Origin of the sequence: Hymenobacter nitidus, assembly GCF_020447315.1 — a bacterium.
GTDB lineage: Bacteria > Bacteroidota > Bacteroidia > Cytophagales > Hymenobacteraceae > Hymenobacter > Hymenobacter nitidus.
The window spans coordinates 20,114-36,592 of record NZ_JAJADQ010000015.1 but is presented as its reverse complement, the minus strand read 5'-3'; the positions used below and the strand labels follow the sequence as shown (position 1 = coordinate 36,592).

Below are 16,479 nucleotides of genomic sequence, written 5' to 3'. Positions count from 1 at the left end.
ACGGGCTTAAGGGGTTACGCCACCTTCGCCGCCACCCATGGCGCTGGCCAGGTCTTCCTTGAAGTAGTTGAAGCCAAACCAGAGAATGACCCCGCCCATGAGCCAGCCCAGGGCCCCGAGCGCGTCCGGGGCGCCGCTGATAAACTTCTGCACGACGCGCACCAGGCCGATGGCCAGCACGATGATGAAAAGCACCTGCACGATGCTGATGACAATGGTCTGCACGCTGCGTAGGGCGCCCACGGCCCGGCCGCCGGCGCCGCTTTGCCCAAATACCAGGGTCGGGGAAGTGGCCAGCAGCAGGGCCATGGCCAGGCGTTCGGCACGGGATGGTTGATAGGTGTGGCCCGCGGCCAGCAGGCGCAGTCCGCCGGCTGCCGCTTGGGCTGCGCCCAGGTGCAGGCGCGTGAGCAAGGGAGTTTGCATGGAAAAGGAAGTAGGTGAATGGAAGGGAAAAGGATGAAAGGGAATGGTTGGGCCTCAGACCGTAGCCGGCGCGGTGCGGCGATTATCAAAGGCTTCGTTTATCAGGGCGCGCATTTTAGCGCGACGCTCGGCGGCGGTGAGCTCCACGCCCCGGTTGTGCTCATCGGTGGCCGTGGGCGCCGGCGCAGTGAGGTAGTTGTGCCGGGCACCCTCGGGTAAGCGGCCGGCTTCCGGCGTGGCTTCCTCCGCCTCGCTCGGGGCCTGAGACTGCGGAGCATCTTTTTCAGCTGCGGTTTCAGCGGTGGGCTCTACGGCATCAACTGGGCTCTCCGGGGCTACATCCTCTTCGGCAGCCGATGGCGCTACCAGGGGCGCCGGGTGAAAGTCAGCCAGTCGGTAGTGTCGGGTCCGGAGCGAGGGATGGTTGCCATCCAGGGGCGGCGGAACCACGGCGGCCCCGGCGCTGGCGGGCATGGCGAAGCGCCACCAGAGTACCCCCAGGGCCGCCATGAGCAGTAAGAGCAGCAACCACAGCATCGATTTCAAGCAGCGAGTCGAAGTTTTTTATGAGCAATTGCGGCAACTATACGGAGCACTTCCGTATAAGTTCTGCTTTAGGAGAAGTTTTGAAGAAGCTATGCCGAGGCTTTGGGGTTCTACCCCGTTCAGGTTCGGCATGGTTGAGTGCCCGCAGCAGCGGGGGGTAGTGCAGACGGCCGGACGGTTTGTTACCTTGCGCGCCCTCTAATTGCTGATGCATGACCACCTCTGTTCCCACTCCCCCGGCTGTCCCCCCAACAGAGCCGGTAAATGCGGGCTTTCCCGACCCCGCGCTCATTGTTTCCTATGCCACTGTCCTGCGCTATATCCGTCACCGCCTCAACGCCATGCTGCACGGGCAGCTCAAGCCCTGGGCCCAGCAGCACAAGTTCAACTACGCCCGGCTGATTGAAATAAAGAAGCTGGAGGAAGAAACCCAGGCCGTGCTATTGCAGCGCCTGATGACCCACTTCCAGTTTCCCACCGAGCTGCTGCGCATCATCGTGCACCAGTCGCGCCGCCACTTTTTTATGTTCACCTCGGCCGAAAACGTGACCCGCTTCAAAGCCGAGCTTAACCTCTTCGACAACCCTCCCTTCGACGCCCCGGCGTCAACACCCTCATCCCCTAACTAGCGGAAAGGCTCTGGAGCCCGACCGCTCCACGTTGCTCTTTTCCCTATGCCTGCTTCCGTTGCTTCCCGCCGCCCGGCGAAACCTGCGACTACCCCGGCCGCTCTGGGCCCCCAGCTGCCTAACCCGGCCCTGGCAATTGATTACGACGAGGCGCGGCGCTACGTGCAGCTGCGGCTGCGCAGCCTGCCCCACGGCGGCCTGCGCGCCACCTGTACCGCTTTTGGTTTTCCCTACACGACTAGCGTGGGCCTGAAAACCGGCAGCCTGCAGCGCGAAGAATACCGACTCGTGCAAAAGCACCTGCGCGTGTTCGGCTTCGAGACCGAATTGGTGCGCCTGTACGTGAGCGGCCAGCTCTGCGAGCACTACCTGTTTGCCGATGCAGCCCTGCTGGCCACCTTGCGCGAGCAGCTGGCTGCCCACGAGGAACTGGTCAGCTAGCTGCTCCTCCCCTACTGCTTTATGGATTTGATTCCCGCCCCGGCTTCCGGCGGCGCGGCTGGTTTGTACCCTTTCCTTTCTACTTCTATGCCCGCAACTCCTCCCCCGCACGACAACGACCCGCAGGAGCTCGACCGCTTCAAGCAATCCATTGACCTGGTGGACTACGCCACCCGCCGCCACGGCTATGACGTGAAAAAGGCCGGGCCCCGCGGCCACTGGCACCAGCTGGAAAAGGACGGCGAGATGCTCATCGTCTCCCGCAAGGGCGACCACCAGGTGTACCTGAACCCCGGCGACGACCGGGACTCCGGCTCCATCATTGACTTCGTGAAAACCCGCGAAAACCAGACGCTGGGCCAGGTCCGCCAGACCCTACGTCAATATCTGGGCGAGCCCGAGCAAGGTTGGCAAGGCGCCACTTCTCCCCCACTGCCCGCTCCTGCCGCCTACGCACCGAAGCCCACCGGGCCGGCCGAGATGGAAACGGAAGCCGAGCGTCGAGCCCGCCTCGTCGCGGCCGTGATGGGCACGCATGCTGCCCTGACGGACCGCAGCTACCTGCATAACCGCCACCTCTCGGATGAGACCATCGACAGCCCGGCCTTTCAGGGGCGCGTGTTCACCAGCCAGCAGGGGAACTTCCGTAACACGGCCTTTCCTCTCTACAACGAGCACGGCATTGCCACCGTGGAGCAACGCAACGATGACTACAAGCACCTGCTGCAGCTGCCTAAAACCGGGGTGTGGGTGTCGCATCCCACCGAGGGCAAGGACACGCCGGTGGAGCGCCTGGTGGTTTCGGAGAGCCCCGTGGACGCCATGAGCTACCACCAGCTACATCACCGTGGCGCGGAAGGCCAGCCTAACACGCTGTATGTGGCCACTAGCGGCACTGTCACCGAGCGGCAGGTGGAGCTGATTCAAAAGCTCATCGACAAGCAGGAGCCCCGGGAAGTGGTGCTGGCCAACGATAACGATGCCGCCGGCCGGCGCTTCAACATCAACTACCTCAACGAGCTGCAGGTACCGCGCCGGGCCCGCGAAGTTGCCGATGGCCAGGTCGCCTACGACGAGGCGCCCCGCCCGGTGGAGTGGCACGCCACGGCCGCCGGCAAGTACCACACTGCCCTGCGCGTGGAGTTTCACCACGCCACCCGCTCCGAGGGCACCGAGCACCTGAGCCAGCTCACCGCGCAGGTGCAGAGGCTAAAGCCGGCAGCAGATGATGCGGTAGCCTTGGAAGTGCAGCGGGCCACCCGGCAGGAAACCGTGGTGCGCCTGGTTGTGCCCAATGCCGACAGCCAAGCCCTCGAAGAGCTGGCCCGCACCCTGCACGCCCAGCGCGAAATGCAGCGGGGTCAGCTGGAGCACGGACCTCTGGAGCCCGGCCGCCAGCCCGAGAACTTCATTCGCACGGAGTACGCCATCAGCAAGGACTTTAACCGCGACCTGGAGCTGTTGAGCCAGGGCCTCTCCCGCGAGCAGGTTGACCAGCAGGCCCGTGCCGACGAGCTGACCAAGGAGCAGCAGCGCCAGGAAAAAGACCGTCAGCAGCAGGAGCAGCGCCAGCAAACTCAGCAGCGCGAGGCCGAGCGTGAGCAGGCGGCCAATTCCCCGGAGGCCCAGCGCCGGGAGGCCGAACAGCAGCGCCAGGCTGCTACGCTCGTAGCCGCGGCCACGGGCGACCCCGCCCTGCAGCGGGCCGTGCAGCTAACCGTAACTGAGCCCACCCCAGCAGACGAGGCTACTCCAAGCCAGGCTCGGCAAATGCGTGAGCTGCTGCGCAAGGCCGGCGCTGACGTGGAGCTGCGTGCCGAGACGGACCCCACCAGCGGCCAGCTGCGCAGTGAGCTTGATGTACGTTACCATCCCCACGCCACCCCTGGCGGTATGCGCCAGCTCAGCCAGACCCTGGATGCGCTGGATAATTCGCCGCTGGTTACGCTCACCGAGCCCGCCGAGGAGCAGACCGAGCGCCGTCGGCTGGCCGCTGCGCCACCGGAGCAGTCGGTTACCAAAACGGCCATCATCCGCATCGACGAGCCCGAGCCCCGGGCGGGTACTGCCGGAAAGGCGGAAGCCGTGGCCGAGCAGTTGCGCGAGGCAGGCCTTAATACTGGTTCGCTACGCAGCGCGACGGACCCGGCCACGCACCAGCGTCACAGCGAAGTAGAAGTGAGCTACCGGCTCGACCAACCCAACCTGGCCCGGGCCAGTGCCGCCCTCGACGACGTAGCCCGCCAGCCCGGCGTGCAGCTGCACGAACATTCCGGCGACCGGGCCGAGCGGCACCGTCTGGCGCCTACGGGCATTAGTGCCAGTGGCCTGGCCGAACGGACGGCCGGTCCGGAGCGGTAGAGATTGTTCGCCTAGACGAGCGAATTCTCTTGAAATACGGTCTGATTCTTTAGTTTTGCGGGCGAAGCAAGCTGCCTACCATGCTGGCGAAAACAGGTTATTCTTCTTTTCAAGCGCCATTCGGTCTGCTGCAAGCAGGCCGGACCCTGGCCCCGGCCGCCCTTTCCCCGCTGCCGATTTCCGAGCGCCCGGCCTTGTTCGTGGGTCCGCATCGAGGCTAATCCAACTTCCTGGTAAACACCCCCCGCAGCTGGCTGCGGTTGCCCGCGGCTTGCTTGTAGCCGGCGGGTCGGGCTGTCATTTTCCGGACGCTGCTGTCGCGGCTGTCCCGGAACCCTCGTTGCATCCTTTTCCACCCCATTACCCCGTTATGCTATTTACCGGTCACCGGCATTTTTCTGGTTTTTGCCCCGACATGAAGGGGATACTTTTAGAGCTCATCCGCGACACGTACACGCCCTTGCTGCAGCTGCCACCGCGCCTCCCTGAAGAATCCTGGATGCTGGCAGTCGGCAAGGCCGACCCCGTGTTTTTCTACCTTTATGATGGGGTAGGCCAATTACAGATTGGCGAAGCCTCCCGGGAAAGCCTGCTGCAATGTTTAAAGCAGGAACTCGGTGAGCCCGAATAAATCGGTTCTCCAACAAGCAGCAGTGCCCGACAGCCCCGTGCCTGTCGGGCACTGCTGTTTTTTATTCAAACGGCGGAACAGCAGCCTAAATCAGAGGGCAGGGGCAGTGGGGAAGAAATGTTTCAGTAAGGGCAAATAAATCGATAATTGTTGCTTAAATAGAAACAAAAAGGCTTTGTTTTGCGTTTAATAAGTAAGGAAACGGTTTTAAAGACAGTCACTTAACCCTTACTTAGCGATGAAAAAGCAAGCCCGCCCCACCGCCGAAAAGACCACCCGCCCCGACGTGTACCAGATTGTGACGGACCGCGTGATTGCCGCCCTCGAAGCGGGCCAGATTGCCTGGCGCAAGCCCTGGCACGCGGCCTACGGGTTGCCCCGCAATTACGTCAGCGGCCGGGCCTATACCGGCATCAATGCCTTTCTGCTGCATCTGGTGGGCGGCACGCCGTTCTTTCTCACTTTCCGGCAGGCCCGGGAGCTGGGCGGCAACATCCGCAAGGGCGCCAAAGGCATACCCGTGATTTACTACAACGTCACGACCCGCACCGACCAGCAAACCGGTGAGGAAGAGAAAACGCCCTTCATCAAGTACTACACCGTCTTTTCCGTCGACGATGTGGAAGGCGTGGAAATCACCCTGCCCGAGCAGCGCCAGGACCGTGCCCACCAGCCCCTGGCCGCTGCCGAAGCCCTGGTAGCCAATTGGACGAGCGGCCCCCGCATCGAGCACGGCGGCGCGCAGGCTTACTACGCCCCCGGTCCCGACCTGGTGAACCTACCCCGCCCGGAAACCTTCGTTAGCGGCGAAGCCTACTATTCGACCCTGTTTCACGAGCTGACCCACGCCACCGGCCACGCCAGCCGCCTGGACCGCCCCGACCTGGCCGAAGCCCTGCGCCACGGTGGCCGCCCCGGCTACGCCCGCGAGGAGCTGACCGCCGAGATGGGGGCCGCCTTTCTCTGCGGCCACGCCGGCCTGAACCTCAGCGCCACGCTCGAAAACACGGCCGCCTACTTGCAGTTTTGGCTGGAGCAGCTGCGGGGGGACAAAAAGCTGGTGGTGCAGGCCGCCAGCCGCGCCCAACGGGCCGCCGAGCTGATTCTGGGCAACGAAACCCCGGAGGATACTGAACCCGACCCCCAGCCAGGCCCCGCCGTCGCGGCAGGGGTGGCAGCCCGGGAGGAAGAAGCACCACAGCCCGCCCCCCGGGTGGAGGCCGGCGCCGTGGCGCCCCGCCCTACCCTGCCGGCCTTGCCGCCGGTGGTGCTGGGCCAGGAAACCCTGCCTTCCCTGACCACGGTGGTCGTGGCCACGCAGCGCATCGAACTGACCCGCCTGCTCGAGCATCCCGCTTTTACCGAGGAGCAGCGCCGCACGGCCACGGGCCGGATTCTGACCGAAACCGACCCCGCCCGCCTGGGCCGCTGGCTGACCAACATCATACAGTGGGTGGCCGACTGGGAAGAGCACACCCTGGCCGAGGAGGCACGGCAAAACCCGCGCCCCTACCCGGCCGATGACTGCTAACGCTCTGTAGTCACCCCCTTCCTTGTTTGCTTTTATCGGCGGGGCCGGGGGCGGTGGGGTACCGCCCTACCGGCGCTGGTCTGCCGTTTTACCTTCTTTTTGAATCTCATGCCTCCCTCCCCTCCCCCACTGCCCCCTGGTGCCGCCGCGCTTTCCCCACGGCGCTTTACGGACCTGCTGCGCCACGGACGCTACACCTTCACCGAGCGCGAGCTCATGGAGCACCTGCGCATGACCTACCGCACCATCAAGCAGCGCGAGGCCGACCCCTCCACCCTCACCATTGCCGAGCTGCTGCGCGTGGCCGACTTGCTCAACAAGCCCGTGCAGGATATTATCGCCGTGGTGCTGGCCGAAGTGCAGGCCCCTGCGGCTAGCCCGGCAGATGGAAACAGTGAGCCGTGAAAAGTGTCAAGTTTTTACATGTAAAAACTTGACACTTTTGCGTACTTGTGCTCCTGTTATTCCTTCCGCTATGACCGGTTCCATCATGCAGCGCGTCCGCCAGCAAGTCCAGGCCTTCGAGCCGGGCGAGCTGCTCACGTATGCGGATTTGAGCACCGACCCGGCTTCTTTCGGGGCCGTCGCGGCGGCCCTGAGTCGCCTGAGCCGGGAAGGCGTGCTCAAACGCTACGCCAAGGGCCAGTACTACCGGCCAACGCCCAGCCGGTTTGGCGCGCTGCAGCCGTCCGCAGCGGCCGTATTGCGGACCCTAACCGCCGCAGAAGGCTCCGTTTCGGCCTACCCGGTCGGGACGGCCCTCTACAACCAACTGGGCCTCACTACCCAGGTGCCGGCTGAATGAGTAGTTGCCTCTCCCAGGCTGCGGCGCACCCGGCCCCCGCGCGTTGCCTTTGTCGTGCGCCCGGCGCCGGAGCAGGCTAGCGACGTGCCGCTGCTGCAGTGGCTGGAGGTGCTGCGCGATTTGCGCCGCATTCCCGATGCCCGGCCCGACGAGGTTTTGGCCCGGGTGCAGCGCTTTGTCAAAGGCCTCTCCCCTGACCAGCGCCGCCGCCTCGTGGAATTGGCCCTGCGCCAGGCTCCGCCCCGCGCCCGCGCCGTGCTAGGGGCCGTGCTGGAGCAGCAGGCCGACAAAAAGGGCGCTGCCCGGCTGCGGGCTACGCTCAACCCCCTGACCACCTACCGTCTCGGCCTCAGCGCTGCCGCCTTACCCAACTGCGCCGCATGGAACATCCAATAAATCCTGACCGGTATCCACGGGCTTAGAAGGGGCTGATGCATGCATGTTGCTGCTTGCAAGCAGGCGTAATCAATTGTATGCGCGTCTGTCAATTTCTCGTGCCAAACGTTCGTTAATCGAAAATAAAAGCTGAAAATGTCGCTTTAACCGCAAATAATTAACATCATCAGCCTGCGGCAGCTCCTTAATGGAAAAAAATGCACAGTGGCCGTTACTGGTGTTCGGTAGGTCAGACCCGGCGCTAAACCGCCGGATTCGGCAGGCTCGGCTCGCCAGCGGGAGCAGCAGCTGGAAGCGTCGGACGCCTTTACCGAAGTGAGTTCGCAGCTGCGCTGGTAGCGGGCCGCTTGACGGTGCGCTCCTCCCCTCCCCTACCTGCCTTTGGCGGGCGGGCCGTGCTGCAGGTAGTAATTGACCGCCTCGTCCACCAATTCTTTCAGATACACCCGCCGGCTGTGATGCATGAGCTCCTCGTGGATGTAGGCCAGGGCGGCCCGCTGGGTTTCTCCTTCCAGGCGAATCAGGGACGGCTGCAGCCCCGAGTAACTGCCTTCCATGGAAGCGGGAGCCTGCACTTTTGGGGGCCGGCCCCTCCCCTTCCTGGGCGTGGCAGCAACCGCGGCCGGCTGCGGCCTGGCTGATGGCGCAGGTGCGAGCACCGGGGCTGCAGCAACTTCTGGAGCGGGAGCTACTGGCGGCGTAACCACCGGCGCTGGTTCCGGGGCCGCGACGGGCTCAGCAGCAGCCGGGGCGGCCGGCATGTGACCGGGCTGCCCCCGCAGCATGGACATCTTCTCGTCTGTGGAGATTTTCAGGCGTTGAATCTTGGCCATTACGCTACGAGTTCAGAGGTGAGTTGGGCACGGGCAATCAGTTCGTCGCACAAGGCGCGCACTTCGGCTTCCACGGAAGCATCGGCCCCCACTGCCCGCCGGTAGGCCGGGTTGAGGTAGCTGTAGCGGGTTGACAGACGCTTGTAGCAGCCGAGCTGGCGCAGAGACGCCTGCAGGCGTGGCAGGCCCAGGGCGTCGGTGAATTCGTCCATGTCCTTTTCCTCTTTCAGGTTGGTGCGGTGCGAATGCACGCCAAAGAACTGGAACTCTAGCCCCTGCTCCCGCGAGAGCCGGGAGATTTCCTGCAGCAGCTGCATAAAGGAAATCGTGGCCAGGCGCTCGGCGTCCGAGGCACCTACGGGCACCAGCACCACGTTCGCGCCGCTTAGCACGTCAATCATGGCCGTGTCGTCCGAGCGGCCGGGCACGTCAATGAACACCACGTCGTAGTCGTCGCCGACCTCGTCGAGTCGGTCATATACCTGGCCCATGCCCACGGATTCCAGCGTGTAGGGGAAAGCGGGCTCTGAGAGCGTGCCAGCGAGGCGCTCCTGCTCCACGCTGGGCTGGTCGTTAGTGAGGCGCACCCCGGCCAGGGTTTGCTGGGAGTCGGCATCGACCACGAGCACCCGGTAGCCGTAGTCGGCCGAGAGCGCGCCGGCAAGCACGGTGATGAGGGTACTCTTACCAATGCCGCCCTTCTGGTTGGCAACGCAGATGATTTTCATAAAGCAGGGGAACTAACGGGTAAAGCCACGGAGGGCGCAAGCAGCTTGCAAATAAAGCAGCTTGTTTCTCAATTTTCAAGCTTACTCGGAAACTTGTTTTTTTGTTTCCTAGAAAATAAGATTACAAATTAATAAGTAAACAAAATTTCTTATTTCCTTGATTTCTTACTTCCTTATTTTTAAATTTCCAAAAATTATAGTTTACAAACTTCTCAGTAAACATTAATCAAAAGCTCTTAAGAAACTTATTTCCTAAAATACTGAGAAACAAAGTGCCATACGGGGCGTAATGTTCCCAGGATGCGGGGTTTCTAGCTTTCCTGATTTACTTGTTTCTTAAGAAATAAAATATGCTTTTTGCAACTGTTCACTTTCCTCTTGGAAGCACTGAGCCGGATTTAGCTGCCCAGCAGACCGGAAAGGATTGGTCATGGGCAGTAGGGTTAAGAGGTTACTCTACATACCCACGTGACCCAAAGGAGAAAGCTTACCCAGGTCGTAAGGCGGTCAGCACCTGCGAAGGTTTGCCACCAACTCAATGAGGCCCTATCAGGGTAGTTAGCAATGAGGCCCTATCAGGGTAGTTAGCAAGAAGACTACCATTTAATTGTGCTAACGCACTGATTAAATGGTAGTTATTTATCAACAGAGTTGATAAATGTTAATCCTGGGAGGTATAACACTAAAAACCAGTCAGTAAGAATTAAAACAGTATGCACGACCACGAACAGCAGTCCATACCGCGAGTGTCCAGCGGCCCAGCGGTGAAGCACGTCACGGTCAGCGGCCCGGCGCACCGATTGGTAGGAGCGGAGTCAGCCCGGCTGGGTTTGACCCGCACGGAGTACGCCGACGCGGCCATTCGATACTTTGCCGAGAGGAGCCTGAACCCGGTGGAGGCGCAGGCCCGGGAAGGGCAGCTTATCATGGCGGAGGTGAAGCGGCTGGGCGACCGGGTGTTTTCTTACCTGCAGGAGCAGGAGCGGGGCTTGCTGCTGGAAATGGTGCGCTCCCAGCTCCGTCAGCAGGCCGTGCAGGAGCAAACTCTCCGGGTGGTGGAGAATTTATTAGCTCCGGAAGGTGGGGAAGCGTTGCTTAAAATTCAGCGGAAAAACCAGGAGCGCATCGCCGAAGCTACGGCTGCCGGCTTGGCTGCACTGGACATAAAGGCGTTAAATAAAGGGCGTAAAATCGGAAATTAAGGATATGCACGCCAAGCTAATTAACCCTAAAAGCAATGGTAAAAACGCCTATAATAATCAAGGCAGCGCGGCCCAGGCCTTGAATTACTTGACCCACGAAGCCCGGAAAGAGGGCCTGGAAGCTCGCTTCTTTGATGAGCAGCAGGACGAACTGGACCGCGATTCGGTGCTGGCGGCTCTGGACCACAACGTGAAAGGGCTAAGGGCTAACGAAGCCAAGTTCTACTCCCTGGTGCTTAGTCCTAGCCCGGAAGAGCTGGCGCACATCGGGGGCGGGGATGAAGCGAAGCTGCGCGCCTTTACCCGGGAAGTTATGGCGGCCTACGCGGCGGGCTTCCACCTGAAAGACGGTGGGGCAGTGGGGAAAGAGGACCTGGTATGGGGTGCCATCATTCACCACGAGCGCAGCCACCGCGGCACGGACCCGGCCGTGAGGGAGGGAGAGGCTAAGACGGGGCAGCCACGTCCCGGACTGCAGGCCCACATCCACGTGGTTGTATCAGCCCGGGACCGGGCCCAGCGCGTCACGCTCAACCCGGGCGGGCGCGTCAGCCGGTTCAGTCTGCGCGACTGGCAGGACGAGGCCCGGCAGGTATTTGAGCGGCAGTTCCAGTACAAGGGGCCCGCTCCCCAACAGAAAAAAGCTCCCGTTATTTCCGCGCCCGACCCGAAACGTAACGCACGGATAGCGCAGCGCGTCGACCAATTGAACCGGCAGGCGGACCCAAGCCAGCGCCTGGATGCGGAGCGGGTGCAGCGCATCGCGCAGGAGCGGGGTTACGACCCCATTTTCTACGACCGGCTACGCCGGCTGGAGGGGCGAGCCCGGCAGGGGCAGCCCCTGGACAACGCCTATCACCTGCTGGCCACGGGTCGCGAGGAGCCGGCTCGCCCGAATCCAGGGCACCAGGTACGACAGGCCCTGCATAGCCTGCAGCAGACGCTACGCGCCACCGCCGGGCCCGAACGTGTGGCCACCCAGGACATTGGGGAGCAGCCCCGCCGCGGGCGCCACCAGTGGGAAGCAGAACTGTAGTTCCCTAATGTGAATGCTTAAACCAACCCATCTATGAGCATGATGAGTGCCCCCCGGCAGCCGAGTAGCCACCGCCTGACCGGTCTGTATATCGCCCTTGCCTTTGTGCTGGTGTTGCTGGCCGGCGGCGAGTATTACCTGCTGTCTCACCCCTTGTTTTTTGCCGAGGCGGTAACCCCGGCTGCCCCACCGTCAGGGCTGGGCGCTTCCATTACCTCCCGCCTGCTCTTAGGCATGGCCACGTTTTACCAGCGTTTTGGCCTGCTCATCCGGGCCGGTGTGCTCTTGGCCGCAGGCCTGCTGGCGGTGCTGCTCAAAGCCCCGCCTGCGCGGCCCGGGCAGCAGCGCTGGCAACCCACGCAGCTGGAGCTGCGGCGCATTCAGCTGGCAGCTGCGGCACTGGTGGTGCTGAGTGGGGCCCTGTTGCTGTCCATGGCCACGTTTTCGGCCGGCACGGTGGCCTGGCTGTACCCCACGGCAGCCTTGCTGGCGTTGGGCGCTGGCCTGGCTGCCGGCATAGTGCGGGCCCTGCATAAAACGGAGCGGTTCGGGCTGCGCACCGAGCGCCGGCAGCAGGCTTCTGAGCACGGCTTTAGCCTGGCTACGACGGACGGGGGCTGGATTAACATTCCCAATCCGTTCCGGGGCACGCTGGTGCTCGGCGGGGCCGGGGCGGGCAAGTCGTACTCAATTGGGGAGCCCCTAATTGAGCAGTTCACCGAGAAGGGGTTTGCCGGCCTCATCTACGACTTTAAGTTTCCGGTGCTGGCCGAAGCCGCGCAGAAAGCCTTTGTGCTGGCCGACGCCAAAGCCGCGGCGGCAGGGGAGGAGCGAGCTGCAGTGCAGCTGCATATCATCAACTTTAAAGACCTGGAACGCAGCGAGCGGGTAAACCCGCTGCGGGCCGACAAGATGCCGGTGGTGGCCTATGCCAACGAGTACGCCCGCGCCATCATGGCCAACCTGAACCCGGAGAGCATCAAAAAGATGGACTTCTTTGACACCAGCGCCAACGCGTTTCTAACGGCCATCATCTGGTTTTACAAGAAGAACTTCCCCACGTTCTGCACCTTGCCTCACGTGGTGAACACGGCGCTGCACCCGGACTTTACCCACGTGCTGAGCATGCTCGACACCGACCCCGAATGCGGGGACATGGTGCGCTCCATCACCACGGCCGTAAAGCAGCGGGCCGAGAAGCAGGTGGCCGGCGTCATTGCCTCGCTGCAGATTGTGCTTACGCGCATCAACTCGCCGGAAATTGCCTGGGTGCTCACGCCCGACGAGGCGAGAGGGGAGGGGTTTTCGCTGGAGTTAAACGACCCGCAGGCGCCCAAGGTGCTGGTAGTGGGCAACGACCCCACGCTGAAGGAAACCTTCTCGCCGGTCATCAGCTGCATCGTGGCCGTGGCCCTGAAGCTGATGAACCAGCAGCACAAGCACCCGAGCTACGTGTTCCTCGACGAGGCGGCGACCATCTACGTGCCCAACCTGGAGGTGATACCGGCCACTGCGCGCAGCAACAAGGTGGCCATGATTTACATGACCCAGGATTTGAGCCAGATGATTGATGCCTACGGCCGGGACAAAATGCAGGTGATGGTGAGCAACCTCAACAACCAGTTTTTCGGCAAGGTCAACTCACTCGAAACGGCCAAGTTCGTCTCGGAGCTCGTGGGCAAGGAAGACCGGGAGATGGTGTCGGCCAGCCTAGGCCGGAGCCAGAGCGGGGGCAGCCGCGGCGCGGGCAGCAATGCCAGCCAGAGCGTGAGCTGGCAGGAGCGTAACTTGGTCCGTCTACAGGACACCATCACGCTTGAAACCGGGGAGTTCATCGGCCAGACGGTGGAAACGGAGCAGCCTTTCTTCCAAGGCAAGGTGGAGCGCCAGGCGACGCCCGGCTCGTACCCCCTGCACCCGCTTGCCACCTTCGAGGGAGGGCCAGCGCCACTACTGGGCGAGGCCTCGGTGGGGGAGGGGCGGGAGCAGGATTGGCTTAGCCAGCGGCGTGCGGCCCGCCAGGCAGGTAGCAGCCCCGTGACAGGCCCGGTGAATGCTCTTCAAGCGGTGATTCAAGCTAATTTTGAGCTTATCCGGGAGGACGTGGCCAGCATTGTGGGACAGTATGCCAACACGCTCAAACCTGGCCAGATGCCTGATAATGAACCCATGCTTTAAGGGCCGCCGGGGCACCATAATGCCGGCTTTTTTGTTTAATTTGTACTCTCGATTCCCCGTTTACGTACTGTCCTTTATGAACACGCAAGCTTCTCACATCCCGCAGTTTGGTCCCCGCGAACAGACCCGCGAGCAGCGGCAGTTTATCATAAACCAGTCGCTGGGCATCACCCGCAGCCAGGGCGCCTACCAGGAGCCCGAGTGGCTGGCCGAGCTGCACGCGCAGTACGTGGCCGGCCAGATTGATTTGGCTACCGTGGGCGCCCGTCATGACGAGCACCTGCGTCAGGTGCAGGCCCGCAACGTTGAGCATGCGCTGGCTCACGTAGCCTAACGGCGCATCTTTCTTACCTGAAACTGCATTAGCCCGGCCTCGGTCGGGCTAATTTTTTAGCCCTATTCCAGCGAGCAGCCCGGCTCTCGTATTTACAGGTACGATGGATAAGTTTACTGACCCCCACACCGGCGTCTTTTACAACAAGCTAGGCATAACAGATGCCGAAGAATTAGAGCAGGCGACCAAGGATGCCTCGCTGCGCCGCTTGCAGGAGTTGGCCGCCGGCTACGGGCCCCAAGGCGACACCTTTGACGCTCCGCGACTGCGGGCCGTGCACCAGCACTTGTTTCAGGACACGTTCGAATGGGCCGGCCAGACTCGCCGGGAAGCCGGCTTTCAGGGCGTCAAGGCAGCGGACCTGCCCGGCACTACCGCCGTGCCGATGCATTTTGCTCCATTCGAGCGCATTGACGAGCGGCTCAACGTGCTGGGCGAGCAGCTCAAGCTTGAAAATAACCTCAAGGGCCTACCTACGGCCGAGGCTTTTGCCGAGCGGGCTGCCTACTACTTCGACCACTACAACCACGTGCACGCCTTCCGCGAGGGCAACGGCCGCACCCTGCAGGCCACCTTCGCCGAAATAGCCTACCAAGCCGGCTACCAGGTCGACTTTAACCGGGAGCACACCCAGTTGAACCCCGCCCGGGACCAGGGCATCGTGAGTTTGCACGGCGCAGGGCACCGGGAAAAGGACTTGCAGGCGCTGCGTGACTTATTTGCCCGCAACACAACGCCGTTGCCCGGGCCGGAAGCCGAAGCGGCCCGTCATCCCAGCCAGGCTCGACTGTTGACGGAAGGGCCCACACCGGCTGTTCGGCAAATAGAGCAGCTACGCGAACTGGTGGCCGCTACCCCGGCCCTGCAGCAGTTGGTAGCCGGTGTAGACTACCGGCGCCCCCAGCGTGCGGACGCCCTGCTGAGCCAGGTGCTCGACATTGACCGCAATCCGCAGGCGGGCGTGGCCCGGCACGGGGCGGGCCTCCGGGAGCTGCTGCAGGAGGTTGTGCAGGATACACGATTTCAAGACCCGGAGTCGAAGCGCGAGGCCGCCCGCTTTGAGGCCGCGCTTTCTGTATTACACCCGCAGCAAATTAAGACCGTTGCGGCTACTCCGGCTGTGTCTTCCACCAATCCACCCCCAGCGGTGACGGCCGCATTCGTGCACGCCGCCAAAGCGCTAGTCGACGGATTGGAGGAGCAGGGCTACCCCGGGCCAGCTGATTCGCTGTTGCGGGCCGCTAAAGCCGTGGAGAAGTCTGCCTACCTGGGTGGCGCCAACCTGCAGGCCGTGGTCGAGGCATTAACCAGGGCGGAGAAGATACCGGCATTAGCCGAGGAGGCCGCTGCCCTTCGAGGAGTAGGACGCAGTTTGCAAGAAGTGCAGCGTTCGGTTGCCCCGGCTAAGCCCGGCCAAGAAAACGAAGGACCGGAACGGTAAGCAACTGCCAGGTCCGCATTCCACCCGAAGAACAGGCCATGAACTTATACATTGAAGCCGAGTACGAAGCTGCCAGCTGGGAGTTGGAACAGCTGCTCGACCAATGGCCCGCGCAGGCAGAGCGCACGCTCACTCTGCTGGCGGCTATTGAGGAGTTTTTTCGGCAGGGCGCTTGCCACTGGGCCACGCCAGTACCCCCGCAACTGCCCGCAGGGCCAATTAATGAAGCACGTCGGGCCAGGGCCTGGGCCCACCGCGAAAATCCTACGCTGGCCCGGCAGTACCTGCTCAACCTGGCCCAAGCCCAAGCGGCCCTGGCCACCCGGGAAAATCAGGCGGGCAGCCGGTAGTCCACAACCGACCGCCGCTAACTGCTACCTTGCCACGGATGAAGGACGATGAACTACAGTTCCTGCAGGAACAACTAGAGGCTACCGAATTGCTGCCTTGCGCTACCTGTAAGCAGGAAACGCTACACGCCCATCTGGAGGTCTTGGAGCGCTATGCTCACGCTACGGAGATGCTGATGGAATGCACCGTCTGCGGCACAAGGCGCACATGGATGCAGATGGAGAGGTGAAGTGTCGGAGCGCAGTTACCCGACCGGGTCGTGCTCGTGGATAATAGGTTCCAGCCGGGCTTCCAACTCGTCCAGGCTCAGTTCTCCGGTCTCGAACAGGCGCAGCTGGGCCCGCTCCCACGCCCCTGGTTCCAGCGGGGTTTTCTGCGTCAGGGCCAGGGCGAAGGCGACGGCTTTTTGCCGGCAGCCGGGGTCATTAAATGGAGTAGGGGCAAGCATTAGGCAAGCGGCGTGATTCTGTTGGAAAAACGATGCCCGGCCCGCGAGGGATTCAGCAAGAAATACGGGTTTTGGGCGGGAAACCACGGATGCCCGCACGCACGTAGCAACCTCGCCTGGCAAGGGGCGTAGCCTTTAGTATCTGCTGAATCCTTGCTGCCA

Annotated in this window: 19 protein-coding genes; 14 read left to right on the top strand and 5 right to left on the bottom strand. The window is 62.4% G+C overall.

Annotated features, from left to right (window positions below):
- Positions 1–6: 6 nt before the first annotated feature.
- Entirely contained in the window at positions 7–426 is a 420-nt protein-coding gene (locus tag LGH70_RS21850; RefSeq protein WP_226189989.1) for a hypothetical protein, read from the bottom strand.
- Between the two features lie 54 nt (positions 427–480).
- On the bottom strand, positions 481–972 hold the full coding sequence (locus tag LGH70_RS21845) for a hypothetical protein (protein WP_226189988.1): 492 nt from the start codon (positions 970–972) through the stop codon (positions 481–483).
- Positions 973–1,184: 212 nt separating this feature from the next.
- Between LGH70_RS21845 and LGH70_RS21840 the strand changes: the two genes are divergently transcribed.
- From LGH70_RS21840 to LGH70_RS21805, 8 genes are all read left to right on the top strand, one after another.
- Positions 1,185–1,601, top strand: coding sequence for a hypothetical protein (locus LGH70_RS21840; RefSeq protein ID WP_226189987.1), 417 nt, complete (start codon positions 1,185–1,187; stop codon positions 1,599–1,601).
- A gap of 45 nt (positions 1,602–1,646) precedes the next feature.
- Positions 1,647–2,042 carry a hypothetical protein gene (locus tag LGH70_RS21835; protein ID WP_226189986.1) on the top strand — a complete coding sequence of 132 codons (396 nt, stop codon included), beginning with the start codon at positions 1,647–1,649 and terminating at the stop codon, positions 2,040–2,042.
- A gap of 87 nt (positions 2,043–2,129) precedes the next feature.
- Positions 2,130–4,403: a toprim domain-containing protein gene (locus LGH70_RS21830; RefSeq protein ID WP_226189985.1), complete on the top strand. Its 2,274-nt coding sequence runs from the start codon at positions 2,130–2,132 to the stop codon at positions 4,401–4,403.
- 370 nt (positions 4,404–4,773) lie between these two features.
- Positions 4,774–5,034, top strand: coding sequence for a hypothetical protein (locus tag LGH70_RS21825; RefSeq protein ID WP_226189984.1), 261 nt, complete (start codon positions 4,774–4,776; stop codon positions 5,032–5,034).
- Between the two features lie 238 nt (positions 5,035–5,272).
- Positions 5,273–6,565 carry an ArdC family protein gene (locus LGH70_RS23695; RefSeq protein ID WP_262905441.1) on the top strand — a complete coding sequence of 431 codons (1,293 nt, stop codon included), beginning with the start codon at positions 5,273–5,275 and terminating at the stop codon, positions 6,563–6,565.
- A 108-nt stretch (positions 6,566–6,673) separates the two neighbouring features.
- Entirely contained in the window at positions 6,674–6,970 is a 297-nt protein-coding gene (locus LGH70_RS21815; RefSeq protein WP_226189982.1) for a hypothetical protein, read from the top strand.
- Positions 6,971–7,040: 70 nt separating this feature from the next.
- Positions 7,041–7,370 carry a DUF6088 family protein gene (locus LGH70_RS21810; protein WP_226189980.1) on the top strand — a complete coding sequence of 110 codons (330 nt, stop codon included), beginning with the start codon at positions 7,041–7,043 and terminating at the stop codon, positions 7,368–7,370.
- A gap of 54 nt (positions 7,371–7,424) precedes the next feature.
- Positions 7,425–7,766 (top strand): hypothetical protein, encoded by a 342-nt coding sequence (locus LGH70_RS21805; RefSeq protein ID WP_226189978.1) that lies wholly within the window; start codon positions 7,425–7,427, stop codon positions 7,764–7,766.
- 371 nt (positions 7,767–8,137) lie between these two features.
- Here the strand turns inward: LGH70_RS21805 and LGH70_RS21800 are convergent, their stop codons facing one another.
- Both LGH70_RS21800 and LGH70_RS21795 read right to left on the bottom strand, forming a co-directional pair.
- Positions 8,138–8,323, bottom strand: a complete 186-nt coding sequence (locus LGH70_RS21800; protein ID WP_226189976.1) for a hypothetical protein — start codon at positions 8,321–8,323, stop codon at positions 8,138–8,140.
- 275 nt (positions 8,324–8,598) lie between these two features.
- Positions 8,599–9,327, bottom strand: a complete 729-nt coding sequence (locus LGH70_RS21795; protein WP_226189975.1) for a ParA family protein — start codon at positions 9,325–9,327, stop codon at positions 8,599–8,601.
- Between the two features lie 713 nt (positions 9,328–10,040).
- Between LGH70_RS21795 and LGH70_RS21790 the strand changes: the two genes are divergently transcribed.
- From LGH70_RS21790 to LGH70_RS21765, 6 genes are all read left to right on the top strand, one after another.
- Positions 10,041–10,529, top strand: coding sequence for a hypothetical protein (locus tag LGH70_RS21790; protein WP_226189974.1), 489 nt, complete (start codon positions 10,041–10,043; stop codon positions 10,527–10,529).
- Positions 10,530–10,533: 4 nt separating this feature from the next.
- Complete coding sequence (locus LGH70_RS21785) at positions 10,534–11,565, top strand: DUF5712 family protein (RefSeq protein ID WP_226189973.1); 1,032 nt, start codon at positions 10,534–10,536, stop codon at positions 11,563–11,565.
- A 39-nt stretch (positions 11,566–11,604) separates the two neighbouring features.
- The gene (locus LGH70_RS21780) at positions 11,605–13,743 is read left to right on the top strand and encodes a type IV secretory system conjugative DNA transfer family protein (protein WP_226189972.1); all 2,139 of its coding nucleotides are present in this window, start codon (positions 11,605–11,607) and stop codon (positions 13,741–13,743) included.
- Between the two features lie 76 nt (positions 13,744–13,819).
- Positions 13,820–14,077 carry a hypothetical protein gene (locus LGH70_RS21775; protein WP_226189971.1) on the top strand — a complete coding sequence of 86 codons (258 nt, stop codon included), beginning with the start codon at positions 13,820–13,822 and terminating at the stop codon, positions 14,075–14,077.
- Positions 14,078–14,180: 103 nt separating this feature from the next.
- Positions 14,181–15,518 carry a Fic/DOC family protein gene (locus LGH70_RS21770; protein ID WP_226189970.1) on the top strand — a complete coding sequence of 446 codons (1,338 nt, stop codon included), beginning with the start codon at positions 14,181–14,183 and terminating at the stop codon, positions 15,516–15,518.
- Between the two features lie 38 nt (positions 15,519–15,556).
- Positions 15,557–15,868: a hypothetical protein gene (locus tag LGH70_RS21765; RefSeq protein WP_226189969.1), complete on the top strand. Its 312-nt coding sequence runs from the start codon at positions 15,557–15,559 to the stop codon at positions 15,866–15,868.
- A 245-nt stretch (positions 15,869–16,113) separates the two neighbouring features.
- On the opposite strand, the gene LGH70_RS21760 is transcribed toward LGH70_RS21765, so the two are convergent.
- Entirely contained in the window at positions 16,114–16,317 is a 204-nt protein-coding gene (locus LGH70_RS21760) for a hypothetical protein (RefSeq protein ID WP_226189968.1), read from the bottom strand.
- Positions 16,318–16,479 lie beyond the last annotated feature (162 nt).